This window comes from Endozoicomonas sp. ISHI1 (assembly GCF_024606225.1).
Lineage (GTDB): Bacteria > Pseudomonadota > Gammaproteobacteria > Pseudomonadales > Endozoicomonadaceae > Endozoicomonas_A.
In genome coordinates this window covers 63,006-86,542 of record NZ_JAGRPU010000005.1, presented here as the reverse complement: position 1 = coordinate 86,542, position 23,537 = coordinate 63,006, and the positions used below count along the sequence as shown (strand labels likewise).

General features: G+C 48.3%; 21 protein-coding genes. 8 read left to right on the top strand and 13 right to left on the bottom strand.

The genetic code is table 11. The annotated features are described in order from the left end of the window. Positions 1-185: 185 nt before the first annotated feature. From pta to hemJ, 4 genes are all read right to left on the bottom strand, one after another. On the bottom strand, positions 186-2,282 hold the full coding sequence (gene pta / locus KBW69_RS05465) for a phosphate acetyltransferase (protein WP_257280221.1): 2,097 nt from the start codon (positions 2,280-2,282) through the stop codon (positions 186-188). Positions 2,283-2,348: 66 nt separating this feature from the next. Next, on the bottom strand, positions 2,349-3,536 hold the full coding sequence (locus KBW69_RS05460) for an acetate kinase (protein WP_257253474.1): 1,188 nt from the start codon (positions 3,534-3,536) through the stop codon (positions 2,349-2,351). A 408-nt stretch (positions 3,537-3,944) separates the two neighbouring features. Continuing rightward, positions 3,945-4,772: a DUF805 domain-containing protein gene (locus KBW69_RS05455; RefSeq protein WP_257253475.1), complete on the bottom strand. Its 828-nt coding sequence runs from the start codon at positions 4,770-4,772 to the stop codon at positions 3,945-3,947. A gap of 96 nt (positions 4,773-4,868) precedes the next feature. After that, a complete protein-coding gene (gene hemJ / locus KBW69_RS05450; RefSeq protein WP_257253476.1) occupies positions 4,869-5,291 on the bottom strand; it encodes a protoporphyrinogen oxidase HemJ in 423 nt (140 codons plus the stop codon). A gap of 352 nt (positions 5,292-5,643) precedes the next feature. On the opposite strand from hemJ, the gene argC reads away from it, so the two are divergent. Continuing rightward, positions 5,644-6,687: an N-acetyl-gamma-glutamyl-phosphate reductase gene (argC, locus tag KBW69_RS05445; RefSeq protein WP_257280291.1), complete on the top strand. Its 1,044-nt coding sequence runs from the start codon at positions 5,644-5,646 to the stop codon at positions 6,685-6,687. Here the strand turns inward: argC and KBW69_RS23655 are convergent. Both KBW69_RS23655 and KBW69_RS05440 read right to left on the bottom strand, forming a co-directional pair. Then, a complete protein-coding gene (locus tag KBW69_RS23655) occupies positions 6,632-6,871 on the bottom strand; it encodes a cysteine-rich CWC family protein (protein WP_368736489.1) in 240 nt (79 codons plus the stop codon). The genes argC and KBW69_RS23655 overlap by 56 nt on opposite strands. A gap of 28 nt (positions 6,872-6,899) precedes the next feature. Next, entirely contained in the window at positions 6,900-7,412 is a 513-nt protein-coding gene (locus tag KBW69_RS05440) for a GNAT family N-acetyltransferase (protein ID WP_257253477.1), read from the bottom strand. Positions 7,413-7,846: 434 nt separating this feature from the next. On the opposite strand from KBW69_RS05440, the gene KBW69_RS05435 reads away from it, so the two are divergent. Continuing rightward, positions 7,847-8,056 carry a cold-shock protein gene (locus tag KBW69_RS05435; protein WP_034832746.1) on the top strand — a complete coding sequence of 70 codons (210 nt, stop codon included), beginning with the start codon at positions 7,847-7,849 and terminating at the stop codon, positions 8,054-8,056. 65 nt (positions 8,057-8,121) lie between these two features. Here the strand turns inward: KBW69_RS05435 and KBW69_RS05430 are convergent, their stop codons facing one another. Continuing rightward, positions 8,122-8,295, bottom strand: a complete 174-nt coding sequence (locus KBW69_RS05430; RefSeq protein ID WP_257253479.1) for a hypothetical protein — start codon at positions 8,293-8,295, stop codon at positions 8,122-8,124. Continuing rightward, positions 8,283-8,975: a CDP-alcohol phosphatidyltransferase family protein gene (locus KBW69_RS05425; RefSeq protein ID WP_306670857.1), complete on the bottom strand. Its 693-nt coding sequence runs from the start codon at positions 8,973-8,975 to the stop codon at positions 8,283-8,285. Before KBW69_RS05425 ends, KBW69_RS05430 begins: the two co-directional genes overlap by 13 nt. 196 nt (positions 8,976-9,171) lie before the next feature. Here KBW69_RS05425 and KBW69_RS05420 point away from each other — a divergent pair, with 196 nt between their 5' ends. The 3 genes from KBW69_RS05420 (at position 9,172) to KBW69_RS05410 (ending at position 12,026) form a co-directional block, all read left to right on the top strand. Further along, a complete protein-coding gene (locus tag KBW69_RS05420; protein ID WP_257280220.1) occupies positions 9,172-9,969 on the top strand; it encodes a DUF6776 family protein in 798 nt (265 codons plus the stop codon). Positions 9,970-10,124: 155 nt separating this feature from the next. Further along, positions 10,125-10,481, top strand: coding sequence for an iron-sulfur cluster insertion protein ErpA (erpA, locus tag KBW69_RS05415; protein WP_257253483.1), 357 nt, complete (start codon positions 10,125-10,127; stop codon positions 10,479-10,481). 189 nt (positions 10,482-10,670) lie between these two features. Continuing rightward, a complete protein-coding gene (locus tag KBW69_RS05410; RefSeq protein ID WP_257280219.1) occupies positions 10,671-12,026 on the top strand; it encodes a hypothetical protein in 1,356 nt (451 codons plus the stop codon). Positions 12,027-12,091: 65 nt separating this feature from the next. Here the strand turns inward: KBW69_RS05410 and KBW69_RS05405 are convergent, their stop codons facing one another. Both KBW69_RS05405 and KBW69_RS05400 read right to left on the bottom strand, forming a co-directional pair. Further along, positions 12,092-13,222: an anhydro-N-acetylmuramic acid kinase gene (locus tag KBW69_RS05405; RefSeq protein ID WP_257280218.1), complete on the bottom strand. Its 1,131-nt coding sequence runs from the start codon at positions 13,220-13,222 to the stop codon at positions 12,092-12,094. A 36-nt stretch (positions 13,223-13,258) separates the two neighbouring features. Then, positions 13,259-14,692, bottom strand: coding sequence for an OapA family protein (locus KBW69_RS05400; RefSeq protein WP_257280217.1), 1,434 nt, complete (start codon positions 14,690-14,692; stop codon positions 13,259-13,261). Between the two features lie 504 nt (positions 14,693-15,196). Here KBW69_RS05400 and tyrS point away from each other — a divergent pair. From tyrS to KBW69_RS05385, 3 genes are all read left to right on the top strand, one after another. Continuing rightward, positions 15,197-16,504, top strand: a complete 1,308-nt coding sequence (gene tyrS / locus KBW69_RS05395; RefSeq protein WP_257280216.1) for a tyrosine--tRNA ligase — start codon at positions 15,197-15,199, stop codon at positions 16,502-16,504. A 223-nt stretch (positions 16,505-16,727) separates the two neighbouring features. Next, positions 16,728-18,365: a phosphoglucomutase (alpha-D-glucose-1,6-bisphosphate-dependent) gene (pgm, locus tag KBW69_RS05390; RefSeq protein WP_257280215.1), complete on the top strand. Its 1,638-nt coding sequence runs from the start codon at positions 16,728-16,730 to the stop codon at positions 18,363-18,365. A gap of 511 nt (positions 18,366-18,876) precedes the next feature. Continuing rightward, positions 18,877-20,529, top strand: coding sequence for a GMC family oxidoreductase (locus KBW69_RS05385; RefSeq protein WP_257280214.1), 1,653 nt, complete (start codon positions 18,877-18,879; stop codon positions 20,527-20,529). A 295-nt stretch (positions 20,530-20,824) separates the two neighbouring features. Here the strand turns inward: KBW69_RS05385 and KBW69_RS05380 are convergent, their stop codons facing one another. The 3 genes from KBW69_RS05380 to KBW69_RS05370 all read right to left on the bottom strand — a co-directional run bounded on the left by KBW69_RS05380 (position 20,825) and on the right by KBW69_RS05370 (position 23,501). After that, a complete protein-coding gene (locus KBW69_RS05380) occupies positions 20,825-21,121 on the bottom strand; it encodes a cold shock domain-containing protein (RefSeq protein ID WP_306671300.1) in 297 nt (98 codons plus the stop codon). Positions 21,122-21,414: 293 nt separating this feature from the next. Continuing rightward, a complete protein-coding gene (locus KBW69_RS05375; protein ID WP_257280213.1) occupies positions 21,415-22,332 on the bottom strand; it encodes a sulfurtransferase in 918 nt (305 codons plus the stop codon). A 17-nt stretch (positions 22,333-22,349) separates the two neighbouring features. Further along, positions 22,350-23,501 (bottom strand): FAD-dependent oxidoreductase, encoded by a 1,152-nt coding sequence (locus KBW69_RS05370; protein WP_257280212.1) that lies wholly within the window; start codon positions 23,499-23,501, stop codon positions 22,350-22,352. Between the last annotated feature and the right edge of the window lie 36 nt (positions 23,502-23,537).

Sequence of the window (23,537 nt, the reverse complement as noted above, 5' to 3'; positions counted from 1 at the left end):
AATATTCATCTAAATGGTATGCAAGAAGTGTGACAGTTATGTGTTACTTCGCGTTGCCGGGAGTCAAAAGGTTTTGACCAGAGTAATAATGACGAAGGCTGAATGAAAATACGACGATGAGATGAAATGTTGGATCTGAACATAAGATGGGAGAGACATTTTGACTCTCCCGATCAATGGCAGAATCAGGCTTTTTTGGCGGCAGCCTGAATGGCGGTGAGAGCAATTGTGTAGACAATATCGTCCACCAGAGCGCCGCGGGACAGGTCATTCACCGGCTTGTTCAGGCCCTGTAGCATTGGGCCCACGCTGATGACGTTGGCGCTGCGCTGCACAGCCTTGTACGTGGTATTACCTGTATTGAGATCAGGAAACACGAAGACAGTTGCACGACCAGCAACGTCTGAATCGGGCGCCTTGCTCTTGGCAACAGATTCTACAGACGCTGCGTCATATTGTAACGGGCCATCAACGACCAGATCCGGGCGCTTCTCGCGTACCAGCTGGGTGGCATTGCGAACACGTTCAACGTCTGCGCCGATACCTGAAGAGCCTGTGGAGTAGCTGATCATCGCGATGCGTGGCTCAATACCAAAGGCCTTGGCAGAGTCGGCACTCTGAATGGCAATGTTAGCCAGAGCTTCTGCGTCAGGGTTTGGATTAACGGCACAGTCGCCGTATACCAGAACCTGGTCGGGCAGCAGCATGAAGAAGACGGAAGATACAAGTCCTCCGGCGTCTTTTTTCGGTTTAATCAGCTGAAAAGCCGGGCGGATGGTATTGGCAGTAGTGTGGACGGCGCCGGAAACCAGTCCATCCACCTCGTCCATAGCCAGCATCATGGTGCCCAGAACCACCGTATCTTCCAGCTGAGCTTCTGCCATAGGGGCATTCAGACCTTTATGCTTGCGCAGTTCGACCATGGGCTCAATGTAACGTTGGCTGATACTCCTGGGGTCCATAATAATCAGCCCTTCCGGCAGATCAAAACCGTTATCACGAGCAACCTGTTCAATGACTTCACGGTTACCCAGCAGGATACACTCGGCAATGCCACGCTCCTGACAGATGATGGCAGCCTGGATGGTTCTTGGTTCATCGCCCTCTGGCAGAACGATGCGTTTACGTGCGGCTTTTGCCTGTTGCACCAGACTGTAGCGGAATGCTGGAGGTGACAGGCGACGCTCTGTCAGGCTTCCGCAGTGCTGCTTGAACCAACTGTTATTAAGATTCTCGGCAATGGTGTTCATCACCTTTTCAATACGTTCCATGTCGTCCAAAGGTAACTCATCACTCATGCGATCCAGACGGGTAGCAGTCGTATAGGAATCATCCTCAGTCATCAGGACCGGCAAGCCTGTAGAAAAGGCTTTGGTGCAGAGTTCCCGGACAGCGCTGGACATTCTGATACCACTGGTGAGTAACAGTCCGGGCAAGGGAACACCGTTGGAGGCTGCCATTGAGGTCGCCAGAACGATGTCATCACGGTCGCCGGCAGTAATGATCAAATTACCGGGCTTCAGGTGATGAATCATGTTGCTGGGAGTTCTGGCACTTAGCGTGTAGGAATTGACACGACGCTGGGCAATGTCACCTTCGTTAATGACTTCACAACCCAGGTGGCGGGCAATATCCAGAGTACGATGTGAGCTCAGTTGAGGGTTATAGCTGATGTAGCCCAGAGGCAGGAAATTCTTGCGAGAGAACTCGGGCAAGGGTCTGAATTGATGATCTTCAGTCAGTTGTTCAACCAGCTCTTTGTCCAGCTTGTTCAGGATATAACCGATGACATTGGGGTTTTTGATGCCACCGAAGCTGTCGGCGGCAATTTCCAGTTTGTCTGCAACATCTTCCAGAGAATCCTTGCCGGGTTCTGAAACCAAAATTATGTCGGCGTTCAGTGTTCTGGCCATATCGCTGTTAAGGCGGTTGGCATAAGGCATGTCACGGGTAGGAACCAGGCCTTCAACCACGACGACTTCAGCGCCTTCGGAAGCATCGTCGAACAGAGCGACAATCTCTTCCATAATCTCATCACCCTTATTGTCTCCCAGCAAGTTTTCAACCTTTTGGGTGGTAATCGGTGTTGGTGGCTCATGGTCCATAATACGCTGAGCCAGTCGTGTAGAACGCTCAGGTCCTTTGTCCGTCGTGTGCAGCTGGGCAATAGGTTTGAAGAATTTTACCCTCAGGCCAAGGGTGTCCAGTGCCCGCACCAGACCCAGAGAGACTGAAGTCAGGCCGACTCCATAGCGGGTGGGGGCCAGAAAAAACGTACGCATAATGCAGCTCCGGAAATGTTTGCAAACAAGTCAAACATGGGGCCTTAAAACAGACCCCAGGCTGAATCAGGCGATCAGGGCCTGAGTGTCACGGGAAATCATCAGCTCTTCGTTGGTGGTAACTACCATTGCAACCGTAGATCCCTCCTGAGTAATTACACCGCTCTTGCCCCGGAAAGTTTCATCATTGAGCTTTTCATCTACCTCGAAGCCGAAAATGCTCAGACGTTCAATGACGTTCTTGCGAATGACACTGGAGTTCTCTCCGATACCGCCGGTGAATACCAGGGCATCAATCTTACCCATGGCCGCAGCAAAACCAGCTACTTTCTCAGCCAGAACGTGGCAGAAAACATCCAGAGTCAGTTGGGCACGCTCATTACCTTCAGCTGCAGCGTCTTCAATAACACGACAGTCGCTGTCCATTTCAGACAGACCCAACAGGCCGCTCTTCTTATTCAGGAGGTCGGTGGCTTCCTCAAGGGTATAGCCCAGAGTTTTATTGAGGAAGTTGAACAGGTTAGGATCAACATCACCTGAACGAGTGCCCATAACCAAACCTTCCAGAGGTGTCAGGCCCATGGTGGTATCAATTGACTTACCATTCTTGATCGCGCAGGCAGAAGCGCCGTTACCCAGATGAGCCACTACCAGATTGCTGTCGTTGATGTCCAGACCCAGCATATCGGCAGCAGCCTGACCGACATAGCGGTAGCTGGTCCCGTGGAAACCGTAGCGACGAACACCGTGTTCTTTGTAAAGATTGTATGGGATCGGGTAGAGGTAAGCCTCTGCTGGCATGGTTTGGTGGAATGCAGTATCAAAAACAACAACATTGGGCATGCCCGGGAAAATTTTCTGAGCAGCACGAATACCCGCCAGATTGGCCGGGCTATGCAGAGGGGCCAGCTTTATGCCGTCTTCAATGGCTTGCAGAACTTCATCGGTCACCAGGCAGGACTGAGAGAACTTCTCACCACCGTGAACAACACGGTGACCAATGGCGGAGATGCCTTCAATCAGACCTTCTTCACGCAGAAGGCCAATAAGGGCTTCCAGAGCTGCTTCGTGTGCAGCCAATCCCAGCGCCTGAGAGCCTTTTACTCCGTTGATTTTCCAGCGCAGAACCGCTTCGCTGCTGTCCAGGCGTTCAGCGATGCCGTTGATTTTCTCTTCTTCCGTTGTCGGGTTGATCACTGCGAATTTGAGGGATGAGCTGCCGCAGTTGATGACTAGAATGCTATCTTTGCTCATTGAAAAAGTACCTAACAGGATACGGGCAATGAGAGGTCGACCGATTGACTCCGGTCACCTCCTGAAGGGGTATTTACCAACAGTATTGCACTCTGCGCACTGAAGCACGCTGAGTGCAATACTGAAGTGTTTGCGTCATGGTGGCCCGTTGGTTTGATGTTCGAAAACCGGGAGTGAATAGAGATAACTTGCAATTCACCAGACGAACATCCGGTCAGAATACGGACGACATTATAAAAGTTAGGATTATAACCACTGAAGCAAGTCAGTGGACTGCGTAAAGATGCGTATTCAGATGCTGTTTTTCAATGCTTCTATTGAATTTTTACAGTCTCGACGGGCGGTTGTCCGCAGAGAGGCAAACCCTATCGTAAAAACCTGCTCGGGATACAAAGGTAATTTAGCCTTTTATCCGCGATACTCAAGGCCTGTCCATTCCGAGGTGACTTCGGGCAACATCTGAATCCACGCTACCAGTTGTTCCTGATAGAGATAAGCGCCCGCGACACCAATAAGTATCAAAGACATGGGAACATAAATGCCCAGTGCACGTGTCAGGTTGGTGGGGGGTAGAGGAGGCTCTCCGTAGTTGTTTTTTTCTTTTGTGCCTGCGCCAATACTGAGCCAGAAGAGGAAAAGGATGTTGACGACGGGAATGACAAGAAATAGCGACAGCCAGCCGCTCCGATCCATATCATGAAGTCGGGTGATGACCAGATAAAGTGTGAGCATGATGGCCAGAATGTGAATGCCCAGGGCCATTGACACAGTCTGTTGAATGGTCAGGGCTGCGCCGATCAGCATCGGTAAATAATCAGGCAGCAGAATGGCAATCGCTTCTATAGCCACCACCAGCCAGCTCATTGCCAGATAACGGCTTCGTCCGATGCGTCTTAACAGCCGCAATGGCTCATTGCTATTTTGTCTGGGGCTTCCTGATAACGGCGTTTCAGTAAAGATAGATGAGTGGTTCTCTTCAGTGGGAGGCAATTTTTTCGAGCCATCCAGGGACATAATCTGACATTGTCCGCCGGCCTTTTTAATGGCTTCTTCGTATTTGCGGGCTTCCTTCTTGGTGACAGGTTTTCGAACCGCATAGGGTTTGCCTGAAAATAGACGGTCAATGCGCTGGGCATCGGCATTGAAGAGTCGAGCCAGATTATTTCTGACTTCAGCTTCGGAAAAGTCAGGCAGAATCTGTCCTTCAAAAATAATTTTATAATCTTTGCGCTTCATCACACGATCCCCTGAGCTCTGGGAAACACCTGTTCAGGGTGTCTCCACTCAGGGCGTCTTATCGGCAGGTATTCAGGAAACGCAAGTCGTTTACCTTCAGAAAGGGCGGACAACAACCAGAATGACAATTCCTATCAGGAACAGAACCGGCACTTCATTAAAAATACGGTAGAACTTGTCTGATTTAGTGTTGGCATTATTGGCAAATTTTTTTAGGAACGCGCCACACATGTGGTGATAGCCAATGAGCAGAACCACCAGTGCCAGTTTGGCGTGCATCCAGCCACTGCTCATATAATAGGACGGGTTGTAACGGAGTAACCAGATACCCAGCACCAGAGTGGCGACCATGGATGGCAGGGCAATGCCTCGATACAGCTTACGCTCCATGATCTTGAATCGTTCATTGCTGACCTGATCTTCGCTCATGGCATGATAAACAAAGAGTCTTGGCAGGTAGAAAAGGGCCGCAAACCAGCAGACCATCGCAATAATATGAAAGGCTTTAACCCAGAGCATTCACAGGATCCTTGAGTGTTGAGTACTAATGACGAACGGAGAGTTACGAACAGAGAGTAGCGGAAAAGAGTCCAGGTTTCGATATCAAGTTGCACAGCTGAGCGGGCTCATGGTCATTGTAGACATTGCTTGCCGTGTGCTGAGCGTTGTTTTGCTGAAACCCGGCTGCTAAAGTGATTTGCCGTTCTGAAGGGGCATAAGATGTCTGAGAGGATTCTCAGATATTTTTTGAAGTTCCGGGTGAATGGCACCACGTTTGAGAGAGAATATTTCCGAAGCGAGTCTTGAAAGACTTTGTATAAATAATTATTCTTATTTTTTAAATAAGTATTCTATTTGGGGCATCGTATCCATGATCAAGGCAGGCATTGTTGGTGGTACCGGTTATACCGGGGCAGAATTGCTGCGTCTTCTCGCGGTTCATCCCGACGTCGAAGTTACGGTGATTACTTCAAGAAAAGAGGCAGGTAACTCTGTCAGTGGGCTGTATCCAGGGCTGCGAGGCAAGATGGAATTGGCCTATTCACAGCCTGATGATGATGTCCTGGCTGCTTGCGATCTGGTTTTCTTTGCAACACCCAACGGAATTGCCATGAACTCCGTGCCTAAGCTGATGGACAAAGGTGTGAAGGTAGTGGATTTGGCCGCTGATTTTCGTCTGGCCAGTGCCAGTGACTGGAAGCAATGGTACGGTATTGATCATGCCTGTCCTGATTTGCTGGCAGAGGCGGTTTATGGTTTGCCAGAAATGAACCGGGAGTCCATTAAATCTGCACAGCTGGTGGCCAATCCGGGTTGTTATCCGACTGCTGCGCAACTGGGTCTGTTGCCGCTGATGGAAAACGGCCTGGTAGAAGGCAATGTCATTATAGATGCCAAGTCCGGAGTCAGTGGCGCTGGTCGCGAAGCCAAAGTGGCCAGTTTGTTGTGCGAAGTTTCTGAGTCATTCAAGGCATACGGTGTGCCAGGTCACAGACATCTGCCGGAAATCAGGCAGGGCTTAGGGAGAATGCCTCTGGAGGGAGTTCAATGCTTCAAAGGCGAGCTGGTTTTTGTGCCTCACCTTGTTCCAATGATAAGGGGGATTCATGCAACGTCGTATGTTTCGGTAAATGATCATTCCATTGATCTTCAGGGGATGTATGAAAACAGGTTCAGTCATGAACCTTTTGTTGATGTTTTGCCTGCTGGCAGTCATCCGGAGACCCGTTCAGTCAAATCCTGCAATCAGTGCCGTATTTCCGTTCATCGTCCACGGGGTGGTGATACCGTAGTGATTCTGTCGGTTATAGATAATCTGGTGAAAGGAGCAGCAGGTCAGGCGATCCAGAATATGAATATCATGTGCGGGCTGAAGGAAACAGCGGGCCTTGATGCGCCTGCTCTGATGCCTTGACTTTTTCAAGACAGGGTTCGCAGTAGCAGGAGGTGTCAGCTTCAGGGATCAGCATTAAAACAGCTGGTGTATTGACTGAGGGTTTCTTCAAGTCTTTCATACACCAGCACTGTTTGGCAGGTTTTCCTGCACTGATGGCGCAATGATTTTCCTTTTGGCAAAGGGGGCAGCGTTTTGGATTCACGGATTATTCCTGTTTTGAAAGCATGATACTACGGCAGCTTTTCCAGTAGGTCCGGTCTGATTCTGGCCATTTGGTAGGTGCTGCTGTACTGGCCTCTGCGGAAGCAGTCAAAGCGGGAGGTCCCTTCAATTTCAAAGCCGTACTTTTTATACAGGGCAATAGCTTGTTTGTTCTCTGTGAACACGCCCAGTTCAATACGAACAACATTCAGCCAGTTATCACAGAGCTGAATCATTTCATCAACCAGCCTTGATCCTACTCCTTGTCCCTGAAAATCAGGATGTACACTGATGCCGAAAGTCACAACGTGTTTTTTACGTGGCTTACTGAACATACGAATACCGAGATGACCTGCAACCTTGCCGTTGACTTCTGCAACCAGTTGAATAGATTCATTGCTTCGGGACTGGAACAGTTCTTTCCAGTGGTCGCAGTGGTTATAGGGGATCTGGGAGGTGTTTTCTGCCAGGTCTTCATATTCAAACATTTCTGCAATATGAGGAAAGTCCCGGTCTTCCTGGTGTCGTATTTTTATTTCCATGATCTCTACTTCTATGTGGTACCCTGAAAACCTCAGTATTCTCTACCAGAATGTTCGATGCAAGTTGTATGACAGAGTGTTAACGGAGGCCGGATAATTGACGATGGCTGTCTTCCAGTCGCAGGTTCTGACGGGAAATAATGAAGAAAGGTAGTGGTTATGAGAAATAATCATGCAGATTGTCTCTATATCAATGTTGCAGGGGTTGTATCTGCTGATTTTCACGATATCTTTAATCGTGTTGTACTCATTGCTTCTGGAGTTAATTGAGATACAATTAGCTTAGCTTTAAGTTATGCCTTATATTTATGTCTTGCGTTTCGAAGTTCCATAGTTGTAGATCTTCCTGATAAATCATAAGTAGTAGCGACGCTTTCAGCTAAGCGGTCATGTTGTGTGACCACCCTATTTTTGTTCAATTTCAGGAATTGATTATGTCTGCTTCCACAGGAACAGTTAAGTGGTTCAACGAATCCAAAGGTTACGGCTTCATCAGCCAGGACTCTGGCCCGGACGTGTTTGCTCACTTCAGAGCGATCGTTGGTACAGGCTTCAAAACTCTGGTTGAAGGCCAGCGTGTTAAGTTTGAAGTGACCCAGGGCGCTAAAGGTCCTCAGGCTGAAAACATCGAAGTAATCGACTGATTACTCTTCACGCTCCCTCTGGGCAGTGAATAATAAAGGCAGCGCTTAGCGCTGCCTTTCTGCGTTTAGACGATCTCTTTGATGATTCTGGCCACCAGCATGACCAGAATCAGGATGATGGCTATTTTCGACAGTCTTGACTGTTTCTCCCGGCTCATGGGTTTGCCAAACCGTTCTGTTGCCATGACCACCACGGCCAGCGCAATAAAGAGGAGAAACAGTATCTTCAATAATTCCATGGTTGTCTTTCACTGTGGACGTCGAGCTCGTCTGCCTGCCTGATGGTCTGGTAACCCCCCCAGACTCTTGTCGTGGTCGTCAGGATACAGATTGCAGCAAAAATTGCAGCTAGAATCGGGAAATACTGAGGGAGCAAACAGAAGAGCACAAAAATAGCGATGGTTTCTGTGCCTTCCGCCAGTCCATTCAGGTAATAGAAGGACTTGTTGCTGAAGTTAGGATCTGAGAGACCTTTCTTTTGAGCCATAATCGCGTAGGCCAGAAAGCTGGAGCCCGTTCCCATAAAAGTGCAAATCAGTAGACTGGCCATCAGGGCGTTTTTTTCAGGATCAGCAAAGGCAAAACCAAGCACAACGGCTGAATAAAAGATGAAATCCAGGGTAATATCCAGATAGCCACCGGCATCCGAGGTGTGTGTTATCCTTGCCAGGGCGCCATCCAGCCCATCCATCAGACGATTACAAAGAATGACCGCAAGAGCCGGCAAGTAGAACTCAAATGCCAGCAAGGGTACGGCCGTTAATCCGATCAGGAAACCGGTCAGAGTGATCTGATCAGCCCGAACACCCATTTTTTTTAGTGGACGGGCGAGAAGGTTCAGAGGCGATCTGATCCAGAGGGAAGTCCATCGATCAAGCATCATTGTCTCAGGCAGTGAGTAGTCACGGTGGGCTATCATACCTTGATCGTGCTATAAGAGTCGAAGTGTTACTATTCTGAGCCGCCGGAGTGGCGGTTTGTGATGGTGAGTAGGCTTGTGTATAGTCTTGCGAATTTGAATGCATTGGGTTGTCAGGAGCTTCTTGGGATTATTTCTGAAAGCATAAGTTTACCCGAAAAATTCATTATGCCGCTTTTTTATCAGGATAAGTGAGATGCCAGATCCTCTTTCTGTTTTTCAGGGCGTCAAGCCGCCGGGTAGTATGAAGGTGGTGCGTCATGACCCCGGCAGGGAGCTTAAAATCAGGCTTTTTGTCCTACTGGCCTTTGTTCTGGCTTCGGCTCTTTCCTATTATCTTGGGGGACGGTTTTCCGATACCGAGGCAGCCATACTCAGGCAGGAAAACTCAGAACTCAGGAATCAATTGCAAAGCCTGGCGGGTGTCGAGGAGTCGCTCAGGCAGAAACTGGTCATCCTGGAAAGAACCAGTAAGGTGGATCGCGAAGCTGCAAACAGTGTTCGCACTGTTATTCGGGATCTGGAAGATGAGAAAGCTCTGCTGAGTAAGGATCTGGCATTTTACAAGAGGATTCTTGCTCCGGAAGATACTGCTGAAGGTATAAAGCTCTACGCATTTGATCTGCTAAAGGGTGAAGAGAAGAACCAGTATCGCTTCAGAATGGTGGTCTCCCAGGTGGCCAGAGACAACCCGTTTCTCAAAGGGACTCTGAATGTCTCTGTCAGGGGGGTGAAAGATAACAAGAAAGCGTCTTTGTCCCTGATGGAGCTGGCCGGGCTGGAAAAATCCCAGGCACTTGAGTTCCGTTATTTTCAGGCTTTCCCTGAAAATCGTGACTATATCGATTTGACTCTTCCCGATGGGTTTAAGCCCGAGAAAGTGACAGTCAGCATCAAGGTCAAAAGCGGTGCAGTGCGGAGCCTTACCAGCGTTCTGGACTGGCAGGAAGAGCTAGACGCCGATATAAAAAATGAGTTGACCGACAGCGGTTGAGTCCTTGAGTAGTTGACTGCTTTACTGGGTTACTTGGATAATGGGCTCAGCCTATTATTACAGCTATACATATCAGAGGTGCTATAGAGCAGGGCTCTGAAAGTAGATAGAGACAGCGTGGCTGCCTGTGGCGATCAGGTAGCACGGGAGGATAAATGAGCGCAGCAGTTGAAACGGTAATGCCGGACCCGATCTTACTGACGGATGATGCCGCAAATAAAGTCAATCGGCTCATGGAAGATGAAGATAACAAGTGCCTGAGGCTTCGTGTTTACGTGACTGGTGGTGGATGTTCAGGTTTTCAATACGGCTTCAAATTTGACGATCAGCTGGCAGACGATGATACCCTGGTTAAAAAGAAGGGAGCTGAAATGGTCGTGGATTCACTGAGTTATCAGTATCTTGTGGGTGCCGAGGTAGATTACGAAGAAGGATTGGAAGGTTCCAGATTTCTGGTGAAAAATCCCAATGCAACCGCCACTTGTGGATGTGGCTCTTCTTTTTCCATTTGAATGCTCTTCCTATCGGGCGGGCCCCTCCGCCCGGATATTCCTTCTCTCTCCCGCCATTTTTTTGACCAGAGCAATGCTACAGGAAATATACTCTTTCAGGAGTCTATGACTCGAAAGTCGTCGCAATGCGTTGAACTTGAAGGACTATTATACTGATAGGAATATCAATGCATGCATGGATGGTGTGTGATGGCAAATGTCTCAGGTTCTCAGGGAAGTAATGGATCCTTATATACTCCACTGCCCGTTGAGGGGGGCTGGAAGAGTGCTGTCAAAGCACTGCTGGGAGGCATGCTGAGAAAAATCAGAAAAGCAGACCCCCATGGTCTTCCTTCTCTGAAGTCTGAACAGTCGAAAGGCAAGCAACGACTATCGAACCCTCCAATAGAGCTTAAGTCAAGAGCGGCAATGAAGACTGAATGTAGGATTTTTATTCAGGTGCTCCCTCAGGAAGGTCGATCTGTTTCTGCTTTCACTCCAGAGCCAGGGTCGCGAAAGTCCGGCCAACAGGAGAGGAGTGGAAATGAAGTTGAGTCAAATCAACGCATTAAGAAGCAGCCGCCGACAGTGGCTTCCAGAAGAGGTAAATCAGTGCCCAAGCAACCTCTTCAGCCAATGGTTCAGGTCGATGAGCTTGTTCAAAACAGGCAGCAAGAACAACCGGGCAATAAAGAAAAGCCAATTCCTGCCCCTCGAACGAGAAGAAAAAACAGGGATGACCTCAACCGCTCCCCGGATCGAGGCATGACCCCTCAAGCAAAGCCACGTAACATTGTCAAACGACCAATTGCTGAACATGTAAAACCTGAGCGGGTCAATATTTATGATGTACCCAATAATCTAAAAAAAGAACCACTATATGATGTACCCAGGAATCTGAAAAAAGAGTCACAGTATGATGTACCCGGGAATCTGAAAAAAGAGCCACAATATGATGTACCCAGTCATCTGAAACAAAAACCAGAAGATAGTTTGCGCGGTAACCCAGAGAACACTGCTGTATATGTTGTCCCCAAAAGTTTGAACGTTAGTACATTACCCCTGTCTTCGAGCCAATCAGTGACGGATCGTTCTGATTCTATCGACCCATCTACCGGCGAACATGTGTACGAATCGATAGATGATAAGGACTTTGAGCTGGAGATGCTTGAAATAATGCTTGAGTTGGAGAATGACTCTCAGAATCTTGATGATGCTTTCAGCCTTCACTCATTGTTCAATGATGTTATTCGGCTTGAGCAAGAAATGAACCCCCTGGTTAAATTCTTCAAGCGTCAGAGACCCCCAAAGTCAAATCCACGCGAGAGGGCTGCGCACATGAAACAGGAGCAATTACTGATGAAGCAGCAATCAGATAACAAGGGTTTTGCTAAATTGAGAGAGTCTATTGAGTCTTTAACGGCTAAAGGTTTCAGCTCTATTCAGGAAGGGGACAAGGTGAGAAGTCGTGTCGATAAAATTAATAAAGCTCTTGCTCCGGCACTTATCGCCAAGTACGGTGCTGATGAAGCCAAAAAACGACTGTTGAAAATTCCGAAAAGTTAACAAATACCCCGATATTTCTTTGGACTTTTTGCTGATCAAGCGTTTTCACAAATTTTCAGGGTCAGTTACCCAGCCGGGAATATAGCCCCAAGAATCCGCTCATCAGAAGCCCCTGTCACAGCAGGAAGGTTGCCAGGCTTTCCTGAGAGTGTCTGTCTGGCGAGCCAGGCAAAGGCTACTGCTTCTACCCAGTCAGGTGCTATGCCAAGCGAGCCTGTGGTTGCAATGGACAGTGGGGTCAGCTCATTTTCAATGAGTTTCATCAGCAGCGTATTATTGGCCCCGCCACCACAAACCAGTACTTCTTTGGCCGATGGGGCGTATTGGCAGATATCCAGGGCAATGGTTTTTGCTGTCAGTAAAGTGAGTGTGGCGGCAACGTTTTCAGGTTGCAGTCCAGAAAAACCTCTCAGGTGAGAGTCCAGCCAACCTGAGTTGAAGAGTTCCCGGCCAGTGCTTTTGGGCGGTATTTCAGAAAAGTAACTGTCATTCAGCATGGCATTCAGCAGTTGGTCATCCACGGTCCCTGATGCGGCCCATTGACCATTGGCATCAAAGCGTTGGTTGAGATGCTGCTGGCACCAATAATCGATCAGCACGTTACCGGGGCCTGTATCAAAGCCTGTGACAGGCTTCCCAGAGTCTGCGGGTAACAAACTGATATTGGACATCCCGCCAATATTCAATATGACTCTGTCCAATGTGGGGTGGCTGAAAACAGCATGGTGGAAGGCAGGAACAAGAGGGGCTCCCTGACCGCCTGCCGCGACATCCCGACGTCTGAAGTCAGCAACAACGGTTATGTTTGATAGCTCAGCAATCAGGCTGGGGTCACCAATCTGCAAGGTGAAACCTTTTTCCGGGCGGTGGCGGATGGTTTGTCCATGACTGCCGATGGCAGAAATCTGGTCCGAATTAAAATTGGCCTGCTCTAACAGTCGCCTGACTGCAGCAGCCGATTCCCGGGCAAAGGCAGGCTCTGCTACTGCCATTCGTTCAATTTCATCAGGACCTGGTAGTGTCAGGGAAAGAAGCTGTTTTCTGAGATTTTCGGGGAGAGGATGGGAAATAGCTTCTAGTTGTCGACAGTTTCCTGATGGTGAGTGTTTGGAGGTCTCGCCCTCAAATTCAACCAGAACTGCGTCTATAGCATCAAGGCTGGTGCCTGACATCAGGCCAATAAAGTATTCAAGCATATCTCTGGTATTCCTTCATGCCTCCTTCCCTGGGAGCTATGGTCGTTGTTTCGACTCTTTCTCGTTCTTGGCCAGCATCGTTGTTCCGTGCTTTTCCAGCTGGGCCATGGTTTTGTTGGCAAATGCCATAAAACGTGCCCTCTCCGATTTGGGTATCGGTGAGGCATCAGGCAGTTTGACGGTGACCGGGTTTCTGTGAACACCATTGACCCGGAACTCGTAATGCAAGTGCGGACCCGTTGCCCAGCCAGTCTGGCCTACATAGCCAATAGTTTGTCCCTGCTTAACCTGGCTGCCTGTCTTGAATCTTTTGTTGACACGGCTCTGGTGGGCGTAAACGGTAACAATATTATGGGGGTGCTGGATAAAGACAACGTTGCCAAAGCCATTTTGCCAACCTATAAACTGGATTTTGCCGTCTCCTGCCGCTTTGATGGGAGTTCCGGTAGGAGCAGCGTAGTCTGTCCCGTTATGGGGGCGTTTGGTTTTGAAAATTGGATGAAGACGGTTAGGGTTAAAGCTTGAACTGATTCGGGTGAAGTTGACAGGCGTTCGCAGGAAAGCCTTTTTCATGCTTTTGCCATCCGGCGAGTAATAGTTGCTATTACCGTGGCTGTCGGTGTAGCGAATGGCGGTAAAGGCCTCACTCTGGTTAACAAAGGTCGCTGCGATAATATTGCCGTCACTCAGCTTTTCATTATCCAGATATTTCTCTTCGTACATCACGTTGAAACTGTCGCCACTGCGAATATCCAGAGCGAAGTCGATGTCCCAGCCAAATATGCCCGCCAGCTCCATGGTCATTTTCTCACTCAGACCGGCATTCTGGCTGGCAAGAAAAAGAGAGTTTTTAATGGAAGCTTCTGCGAAGGCAATACGAACTTCGGGCTCAAGAGTTATTTTTTTACCAACGTAGCCATCTCCCTCTCTTTCATAGAGGATGCTTTCAAGTTTGTTCTGAACATAGTGCAGCTGAGTCAATATACCTTCACTGTTTACACGATATTCAAACGTTTGCCCTGGGCGGATATCGGTCAGGTTTTTGCCCAGTTGCGGGGTTTTGGCGACTTCATAGACAACCCTCGCACTTAAACCCATATCGTCAAACAGGGTTGAGAGATTATCGCCGGACTCAATGGTAATCCTTTTCCGGGAGCCCAGAGTGGCTTCTTCTGTAGCCAGGCGCTCGGCCTCATCTCTGGCAAGGCGTTGAGCTTGTGTTTCCAGAGGAGCAGCCTTTTCTTCAAAAGCCAGTTCTTTCAGTGTTTCTTTGGGGGATTCGGGTTGAAACTCATCAATGAGCAGCTCGGTTTCGGAGCGTTTGGCTTCAACTTGTGGAGAGGGTAGCAGGCCAACTACGGTCATCACCGCAGCGGCCACACCCGTTACCAGCAACAGGTGTCTTTTGGGAAAACGCTTGATGCCACCGGCTCGCTTGCGCGTGGCACCTCTGGGAGAAAAATTGGTCATTGCACTTTTTTGCTTTTGAAATACCTTTACGGGTGCCTGCCACTTTCATGGTTCGGATTAGAAGATATTTCTTGTAGCTCGTTGCTGTTTGGTTAAAGTTTTGTGACGAATATATAAATTATATCTCTAAAAGCTACATAATGAATTGACTTATAGCTATAAACGAATTGTAAATGTTTTGTCGGTGGGTGACAGAAAATCGACGTCGGCTCGCAATTTCGAACATCAACAATGGCAATAACGGCTGGTGGCTCTATACATTAATAGTTGAAAGCTTCCAATCTGCCCGATTCTGTTTGTGGCTTTTTCTGAAATTCGGTAACCAAACCGCTCTAAAGGTTAATTAATGTAAGTAAACCCTTTTTTCCGGCTTTGTTCTGAAGTCGTTTTATTGTACTTTTACCCGCTAAATTGAGTCCAAGGCTGCTTCGGCAGTGTTCAAATCAAGAGACTGGCCTTTTGCGATTTCTCCCGGTCTCTTTGACTTCATAGCAGGATAGGTAAATGTCTGAGAGTCAAAATCCGCTTCTGAAAGATCTGCAGGCCCGCCAGCTTATCGCGCAGACCACTGCCGTGGAAGAGCTGGACGCTCATCTGAGCGAACAGCCAAGAGTTCTTTATTGCGGCTTCGATCCGACTGCAGACAGTCTGCACCTGGGGCATCTGGTTCCTCTGCTGGTCCTGAAACGTTTCCAGATGGCTGGGCACAGGCCCATTGCATTGGTGGGTGGTGCGACCGGCCTAATCGGGGACCCCAGTTTCAAAGCGGCTGAGCGACAGTTGAATACACCTGACGTTGTGGCCGGTTGGGTTGACAAAATCAAGGGGCAGGTCAGCCAGTTTATCGAATTTGACTGCGGTGAGAATGCAGCATTGGTCGTCAATAATCTGGAGTGGACCGGTGAGATGACGGCTCTGGATTTTCTGCGTGACATCGGCAAACATTTTTCCGTCAATGCCATGATCAACAAGGAATCCGTTCAGCAGCGACTGAATCGGGAAGGTTCCGGCATATCTTTTACCGAGTTCTCCTACGCCCTGCTTCAGGGAATGGATTTCGCTGAACTTAACCGCCGTTACGACTGTACTGTCCAGGTAGGTGGCAGTGACCAGTGGGGTAATATCGTGGGTGGTATCGATCTGTCCCGTCGTCAGAATCAGGCCAGAACCTTTGGCCTGACCGTGCCTCTGATCACCAAGTCCGATGGGACCAAGTTTGGTAAAACCGAAGGTGGTGCGGTCTGGCTGGACCCTTCCAAGACTTCCCAGTACGCTTTCTACCAGTTCTGGATGAATACTGCGGATGCTGATGTATACCGCTTTATGAATTTCTTCACTTTCCTGCCACAAGAAGAGATTGAAGCGATCAGGCAAGAAGACGAAGCCCGCGAAGGTCGTCCACAGGCACAGAAGATTCTTGCCAAAGAAGTCACCCGCCTTGTACATGGTGAACAAGGCCTGAAAGCTGCCGAACGTATCACGGAAGCCTTGTTCTCAGGAGAGATTAAGAGCTTGTCCGAAACGGATCTTGAGCAGCTGAAGCTGGATGGGCTGCCCAGTGCCACCATCAAGCGTGATGAATTGGAAGGCAACCCCATGACCCAGCTGTTTACAGAAGTGGGTTTGGTTAAGAGCGGTAAGCAGGTAAAAGATGCTCTGGGTCGCAATGCGGTATTCTTCAATGGAGCCGCCCGTGGCGCAGTTGACAACATGAACCTGCCAGAGTGTTTTGCTGAAGAAAATGCCATGTATGGACGCTTCTTCCTGGTAAAGCTGGGCAAGAAAAATCACTTCCTGTTTGAAGTGATCTAATGGCTGGAAGCTCTGTCGACTTCAGAGCCTTCTGTAAAGCTTTTCATGAGCAAATCGTTTATGGAATGGTTTGCAAGGTGTTTCTGGGTAATGTCGACAGGGTATAGTTGTGGTTTCCGATACTGCCTTCGAACGGTCTGGGTGGGTAAGGTAAGCCATATTGCGTTCTGATTTGGAGCGGTTTTTGCTTTATGCTTCAGTGTCACTCACTCAGGAATTCTTCATGCATCCTCAAGCCGGTAAAGTTGCCAAAGACGATATGCTGACCAATATTCCCCGTCTGGTCAGCGATTATTTTGCTATTCAGCCCAATCCATTAGATCCCTCTCAACGAGTCCGGTTTGGCACTTCAGGACACCGGGGGACTTCTTTCAGGGCCTCTTTTAACGAAGCTCATATTGTTGCTATCACACAGGCTATCTGTGAATACCGTCGCGAACATAATATTACAGGACCCATGTTTGTTGGCATGGATACCCATGCCCTGTCAGAGCCAGCATTGATCAGTGCTATTCAGGTATTGGCAGCCAATGGTGTAAAGGCTCGGATTCAGGAAGGCAGAGGCTATACACCGACTCCGGTCATTTCCCATGCCATTGTTTCCTATAACCGGAATCAACAGGACAGGGCGGACGGTGTTGTTATAACACCTTCCCATAACCCGCCTGAAGACGGTGGTTTCAAATACAACCCTCCCCATGGAGGTCCAGCCGGTGGAAATGTCACCAACTGGGTTCAGGATCGAGCCAATCAACTGCTTGCAGAGGGTCTTGAAGGCGTTGAACAGATGTCGTTGAATGACGCTCTGGCTTCCGGGTTTATCACTGAGTACGATTACGTCACACCTTATGTTGATGATCTGGAAAATGTCATTGATATGGAGGCCATTCGCAAGGCAGGTATCAAAATGGGTGTCGATCCTCTGGGGGGGGCCGGCCTTCATTATTGGGAGCCCATTGCCAAGCGTTACGGGCTTGATATTGAGCTGGTCAGCAAAAAGGTTGATCCTACTTTTTCTTTTATGCATGTCGATAAAGACGGCAAGATTCGTATGGATTGCTCTTCAGCCTATGCCATGGCAGGTCTGATCGAATTGAAAGATCGGTTTGATATTGCTTTTGGTAACGATCCTGATTTTGACCGACACGGTATCGTGACTCGTGAACATGGTCTGCTGAACCCCAATCATTATCTGGCGGTGGCGATCAATTACCTATACAGCCATCGTGTGCACTGGTCGGTCAATGCCAAAATTGGTAAGACGCTTGTGTCCAGCGCCATGATTGATCGTGTAGCGAAAGGATTAGGCAGAGAAGTGGCTGAAGTGCCGGTCGGATTCAAATGGTTTGTCGACGGTTTGGCTTCTGGCGAGCTGGCCTTTGGTGGTGAGGAAAGTGCGGGGGCGGCTTTCCTGCGCCGTGATGGGGCCGTCTGGTGCACAGACAAGGATGGTTTCATCCTGGCGCTTCTTGCTGCTGAGATCATTGCTGTTACTGGCAAGGATCCGGGTGAGCATTATCAGGAAATGACTAAAAAGTATGGCTCTCCGGTTTATGAACGACTACAAGCTACTGCTTCTGATGAGCAGAAGAAAGTTCTGTCAGCCATGACCCCTGATATGGTTAAAGCAAGTACTCTGGCGGGTGATCCCATTACTGCCAAATTGACCCATGCCCCGGCAAACGGTGCTGCTATTGGTGGCCTGAAGGTCGTTACTGAAAAAGGCTGGTTTGCTGCCAGACCCTCTGGTACTGAGGCGGTTTATAAAATCTATACCGAAAGTTTTGTCGGCCCTGATCACCTCAAGCAAATTCAGGAAGAAGCTAAAGCTGTGGTTTCTGAGCTATTTGCTGCCAGTTAAACGTTTTTCTTCACTGTCTCCAAACACCTTTCCGGCAGTGTTTGCTGGAAAGGGAGGTGTCTCGGCAATCTGAAGTCTAATAGTTATGACCATATATCCATCGTCTTTTATGTCTGGGTTTATGTTTGATCCTCAGCGGGAACTGATGCATATTGATGCTCCGACCAGCTTAGCGCCTTTGCAGTTGGGATAGTTGATGCAGATTCAGCAATTTATGCCAACATACCTATCTTTGTAATTATCAGTAAACTTTATTTCAGACTGGTGCTAAGGGCGGCTATCAGTTGCAAACACTCTCGACTGGGTCTGTTGAGATTTTGTTTTTTGTGCTCAGGCAGGCTATCAAAATGGATAAATCTCTGGTATCAAGAGGGCTGCAAAACTCTTTGATGATTAACTGCCAGAACAGAAGAAGCAATTTGGAGCGATAGCAGGCTAGTCAAGAAGCTTTTGCGAAAACGTATTCAGCAGCTATCAGCTGAAAAACACCTATAATAATAAAGTGATTTATATGACAGAGTTCGACTACATCATTGTAGGGGGTGGCTCTGCAGGCTGTGTTCTGGCCAACCGCCTGTCTGAGAATAATGACCATCAGGTCTGCCTGGTAGAAGCAGGAGGCAGTGACAAGTCTCCATTGATATATATACCTGCCGGCGCAGCAATCACTGTGCCTCACGGTTTGCATAACTGGCAGCTGAATGCCCAGGCTCAGTCCACCATGAATAACCGGGATATATACTGTCCCCGGGGAAAGACTCTGGGTGGTAGTAGTTCGATCAATGCCATGCTCTATATCAGAGGGCAAAAAGAAGATTACGATCAGTGGGCTGCTATGGGGAATGACGGTTGGTCTTTCGATGATGTCTTGCCCTATTTTCTAAAATCCCAAAACCAGGAACGAGGTGCTTCTGGATTTCACGGCACCGGTGGTCCACTGAATGTTGCTGACCCCAGAAGTAAGCACTGCTTGAGTGAAGCTTTTATCAATGGTGCAATAGAAATCGGAGAAAAAGACAATCCTGATTTTAATGGTGCTGAGCAGGAAGGTGTAGGCTGGTATCAGGTAACACAGAAAGACGGCCAAAGATGCAGTTCAGCGGCTGCCTATTTGCATCCTGTCAATGATAGAACCAATTTGACAGTCATGACCAACAGTCATACTGCCAGAGTTATCCTTGAGGGAAAAAAGGCTATAGGAATTGAAGTCGTTCGAGGTGTTACCAGAAGGAAACTCTTTGCCCGAAAAGAGGTGATTCTTTCCGCGGGAGCTTTCGGTTCTCCCCAGATTATGCTGCTTTCAGGTATCGGTGCCAGAGACAGACTCGAGCCCCACGGCGTTGATTGTTTACATGAACTGCCAGGCGTTGGCGAAAACCTTCAGGAGCACCCTGATGTTCTGGTTGTCGCCAGTGACAAGACTGCCTCATCAATGGCTTTCGCCAGACCATTGGGAATGGCCAGAGGTATTAAGGAGGCAGTGAAATATTTCCACAAGAAAGAAGGCTTTCTGACAAGCAGTCTTGCAGAGTCGGGGGGATTTATAAAATCCTCACCGGAAGTCGAGAGGCCTGATCTGCAACTGCATTTCATCCCTGCGGCTATGGAAGATCATGGTCGTAAACTCTCAAGATACTTCCAATACGGGTTTTCGGTTCATGTCTGTATCCTGAGGCCGGAAAGCCGTGGTCGTGTATCCCTTAAAAGTGCATCCCCCATGGATCACCCTGCGATCGAACTGAATCTTCTGGAAAAACAGGCTGATATGGATCTTATGGTACGTGGTATCAAAAGAGTTAGGCAGATTATCCAGTCACCAGAGATGTCCCGGTATGCTGGGGAGGAGTATCTGCCAGGGTCGGGTATACAGGATGATGATGAGCTTGAGTCTTATATAAGAAATAATGGCAATCACATCTACCACCCGGTGGGAACCTGCAAAATGGGAAATGATGACATGGCAGTAGTCGACACCAGTCTGAAAGTCCGGGGGCTGGAAGGTTTACGTGTGATTGACGCCTCAATTATGCCAACCCTGATCAGCGGGAATACCAATGCGCCTGTGATGATGATTGCTGAAAAAGCTGCAGATCTGATTCTTCGTGAAAACCAGCCAGAAACTCACACTGATAAAGTGACGGAAAAAGAAGAGTTAGCGGTCTAAGATCGCTATTAATGCCTCTTGTGCCGGGCAGTAATGGGCACAAAAGAAAAAGCAGTGTGTTTTGATAAGTGTTAGCTATGGCATTCATCAAAACACAACACTTCCCTGCCCTCATCAATGTGATATTCAGATCGTCAATCGTGCAGTTTTTCATACGCACGTAATCTGATACCCGATTGACAGGTGCATTCCATTCCAGGCCCTTGTGAGGCTGATGCCACCCGTACATCTTCGACAAGGCGAAGTTCCGGGTGACATTGCCTTATGGACTCTGGGGACAGACTGACAATAACTGTCAGGCTGGCAGGGATTCTTCCCGGGAAGTCTGTGTGCTCTGGCTTGTGCCTTCTCCACCGCCAGGAATGACACGAGTAGCTATCAGCCCCTTGGGTCCCTGGCCAATTTCAAATTGCACGAGTTGTCCGGCTTTCAAAGTTTTAAAACCGTCCATTTCAATAACGGAGTAATGTATGAGTACGTCTTGATTTTCAGTGGCTTCCTGAGCCTGGATGAATCCATAACCCTTGGGGTTGTTAAACCACTTTACTGTACCTTCCAGCATAGCTTCCATTTCCTTCTTGGTCGCTTCCATACAGCACGATTCCTACATTATTAACATTGAAGGAACTGCCGGGAAACAGCAACCCTTTGTTGTTTTATTTTTAGTCACATGTCTATTCTGCGTCGTCCATATCACAGAGCTCTTTCTTGGTGATGTCTTCTTGGCTAGAAAGTTTTCATGCCGAGAATACAGCCTACATTTCCATATAGAGCTAAACCTATTATAAGACCATATTGACGCGAGATAACAGCCTATTTTGATATTCAGGAATAGATACGACAGTATTTTTGAGAATTAATTTTGCTGTTCAGGATTCGTGAGGTTTATCTGTTTTTTTTGGGTGGTCCCTGAACGGCTGGTAACTCTCTCATCCAGGACCATTCAATCCAGGAACCGTCATAGTTTTTTATCCTGTTGTATCCCAGCAGCTCGGAAAGAACAAAAAGCGTATGGGCGGAACGCACTCCGGACTGACAGTAAACGATGATTTCTTTATCCGGTGTGATACCCGCTGATTGAAACAAACGTCTTAATCGTTCTTTGTCGAGGAATCCATTTTCATTGACTGTCTGCTTGTACTCAAACCAGATACTGCCAGGAATCCTGCCATGGCGATAGGCTCCTGACTTTCTGGTTTTTCCGGTGAATTCATCCAGGCTTCTGACGTCCACTAGTAGGGCGTTCTCTTTTTTTGTTTGAATGGACTTTACCTGCTCAATCTCAGCAAGCCATTGAGGATGGGGTGTACCCGTAAATTGGTATTGGGATTGTTTGGGTGTTTCAGGTGATTTGAAATTGAGCTTCTTCTTGTGGTTTTCCCAGGCTGACAGGCCACCATTAAGGATAGAGGCCCGATCATGACCGTAGAGTTTCAGTAACCACCAAAGACGGGCTGCATTCATGCCTTGCTGGTCATCGTAGAGGATAATCTCCGTTTCCGGAGTAACGCCCAGTTGGCTCAATAGCTGAGAGAGTTTCTGTCTGCTGGCTCTCATTCCCGAGAAGGGGTAATCATGTTCATCAGCCTGAAAAGCAGGGCGCCAGATATTGTGAGCACCGGGAATGTGGCCTAGCAGCTGGTAGCGTACCCTGGGGCGTACGTCCAGAATCAGCAGATTAGTGCTCAACCGGATCTTTTGCTCCAGATCATCAAGACTGATGAGCGCATTTGAATGGACTCGCACTGTCATTACAATAGATAACAGTATGATCAGATGAGCCAGAGTCTTCTTGCAAGGCAATAAAATCGCTATAAGGCTTAGCTTTGAATGGAAGCACTGAGTTCCATGGAGCCAGGAGCTGGCAGGGGAAATTGAGCCATAAATCGCCGATCGATCCAGTCTTTCCAAAGCCATATTAAACGTCCTCTGGCAGTAAAACAGCCTCTTGATGCAATGGCCCGACCATCGGCACAGCTTAGTAAGGAAAGAAATTGATTCTGTGGACGGTAAGGTTCCAGCGTTTTTTTCTCTAACAAATTACTTATATTTTGAAACAGGACCGGAGCCTGCCGAACCGCATAAACCCCGGACTTGACCAACTTTGAGTGAATGAATTCAGCGATATCACCGCAAGCGAAGACATTGTCATGGCTGATGGATCTCAATGTGGAGTTAACCTGGATAAACCCCTGTGAGCTGGTAGCAAGCGTGCTTTCAGATGGCCAGCGAGCAGGAGCAGCGGGTGTGGCCAGTATCAGAGCGTCATATCGCAGATGCTCATTTTGATCACTGGTCAGCGTTTTGTCTTTGACATTGGTTACCCGAAAGTTAGTATGAATTTTAATGGGCTTTCGTTCAATTTCCTCTATAACCATTTTCTGAACTTTTATAGGATGACCCGGCATGATGCCGCGAGTTGTGACAATATGTATTTTGAGGGAGTGAAGATGTTCGAAGCGTTGGTGGAGGGCCAGAGCTACCTCAATACCTGCTGCACCGGCGCCCATAATGACCAGAGTAAAGCTATCGTTCTGCTTAATATGTTCAGGCAAAAGTTGATTCAACCAGAACAGAAAGGATCCGATAGGTTTTATGCTGATAATGTCTTTTGCATCAATGACACGGGCTTGTGTCGAGCCTGTATTGATGGAGAGTATGTCATACTGAAGGCGGTTGCCATTCTCAAGAATCAATTCATTCGCTTCAGTATCCACCCCAGAGAGAGTCGCTCTCACAAATGTGCACTTTGATTCATTGGCCAGCAACTCAAGATCAATGTGGGATTGTTCAGCAGTATAATGCCCTGAGATGACACCGGGAAGCATCCCTGAATAAGCGGTGTAGCGGGAGGCAGAAACCAGAACAAAATGGGCTGGAGGTTTTTGCCCCTTCTGAAGTCTTTTCAGTATTAGTGCATGTGTATGGCCCCCACCAGCCAGAACAACGGTAGGCCGGGTGGTATCGGTCATGCTGTTTTCTCAGTTGTAGGGTTAACCATTTTATTT

Excerpts from the sequence above, each read along its gene's own strand:
- pta (WP_257280221.1), bottom strand. The coding sequence starts at position 2,282 with ATGCGTACGTTTTTTCTGGCCCCCACCCGCTATGGAGTCGGCCTGACT.
- KBW69_RS05460 (WP_257253474.1), bottom strand. The coding sequence starts at position 3,536 with ATGAGCAAAGATAGCATTCTAGTCATCAACTGCGGCAGCTCATCCCTC.
- KBW69_RS05455 (WP_257253475.1), bottom strand. The coding sequence starts at position 4,772 with ATGAAGCGCAAAGATTATAAAATTATTTTTGAAGGACAGATTCTGCCT.
- hemJ (WP_257253476.1), bottom strand. The coding sequence starts at position 5,291 with ATGCTCTGGGTTAAAGCCTTTCATATTATTGCGATGGTCTGCTGGTTT.
- argC (WP_257280291.1), top strand. The coding sequence starts at position 5,644 with ATGATCAAGGCAGGCATTGTTGGTGGTACCGGTTATACCGGGGCAGAA.
- KBW69_RS05440 (WP_257253477.1), bottom strand. The coding sequence starts at position 7,412 with ATGGAAATAAAAATACGACACCAGGAAGACCGGGACTTTCCTCATATT.
- KBW69_RS05435 (WP_034832746.1), top strand. The coding sequence starts at position 7,847 with ATGTCTGCTTCCACAGGAACAGTTAAGTGGTTCAACGAATCCAAAGGT.
- KBW69_RS05430 (WP_257253479.1), bottom strand. The coding sequence starts at position 8,295 with ATGGAATTATTGAAGATACTGTTTCTCCTCTTTATTGCGCTGGCCGTG.
- KBW69_RS05425 (WP_306670857.1), bottom strand. The coding sequence starts at position 8,975 with ATGATAGCCCACCGTGACTACTCACTGCCTGAGACAATGATGCTTGAT.
- KBW69_RS05420 (WP_257280220.1), top strand. The coding sequence starts at position 9,172 with ATGCCAGATCCTCTTTCTGTTTTTCAGGGCGTCAAGCCGCCGGGTAGT.
- erpA (WP_257253483.1), top strand. The coding sequence starts at position 10,125 with ATGAGCGCAGCAGTTGAAACGGTAATGCCGGACCCGATCTTACTGACG.
- KBW69_RS05410 (WP_257280219.1), top strand. The coding sequence starts at position 10,671 with ATGGCAAATGTCTCAGGTTCTCAGGGAAGTAATGGATCCTTATATACT.
- KBW69_RS05405 (WP_257280218.1), bottom strand. The coding sequence starts at position 13,222 with ATGCTTGAATACTTTATTGGCCTGATGTCAGGCACCAGCCTTGATGCT.
- KBW69_RS05400 (WP_257280217.1), bottom strand. The coding sequence starts at position 14,692 with ATGACCAATTTTTCTCCCAGAGGTGCCACGCGCAAGCGAGCCGGTGGC.
- tyrS (WP_257280216.1), top strand. The coding sequence starts at position 15,197 with ATGTCTGAGAGTCAAAATCCGCTTCTGAAAGATCTGCAGGCCCGCCAG.
- pgm (WP_257280215.1), top strand. The coding sequence starts at position 16,728 with ATGCATCCTCAAGCCGGTAAAGTTGCCAAAGACGATATGCTGACCAAT.
- KBW69_RS05385 (WP_257280214.1), top strand. The coding sequence starts at position 18,877 with ATGACAGAGTTCGACTACATCATTGTAGGGGGTGGCTCTGCAGGCTGT.
- KBW69_RS05380 (WP_306671300.1), bottom strand. The coding sequence starts at position 21,121 with ATGGAAGCGACCAAGAAGGAAATGGAAGCTATGCTGGAAGGTACAGTA.
- KBW69_RS05370 (WP_257280212.1), bottom strand. The coding sequence starts at position 23,501 with ATGACCGATACCACCCGGCCTACCGTTGTTCTGGCTGGTGGGGGCCAT.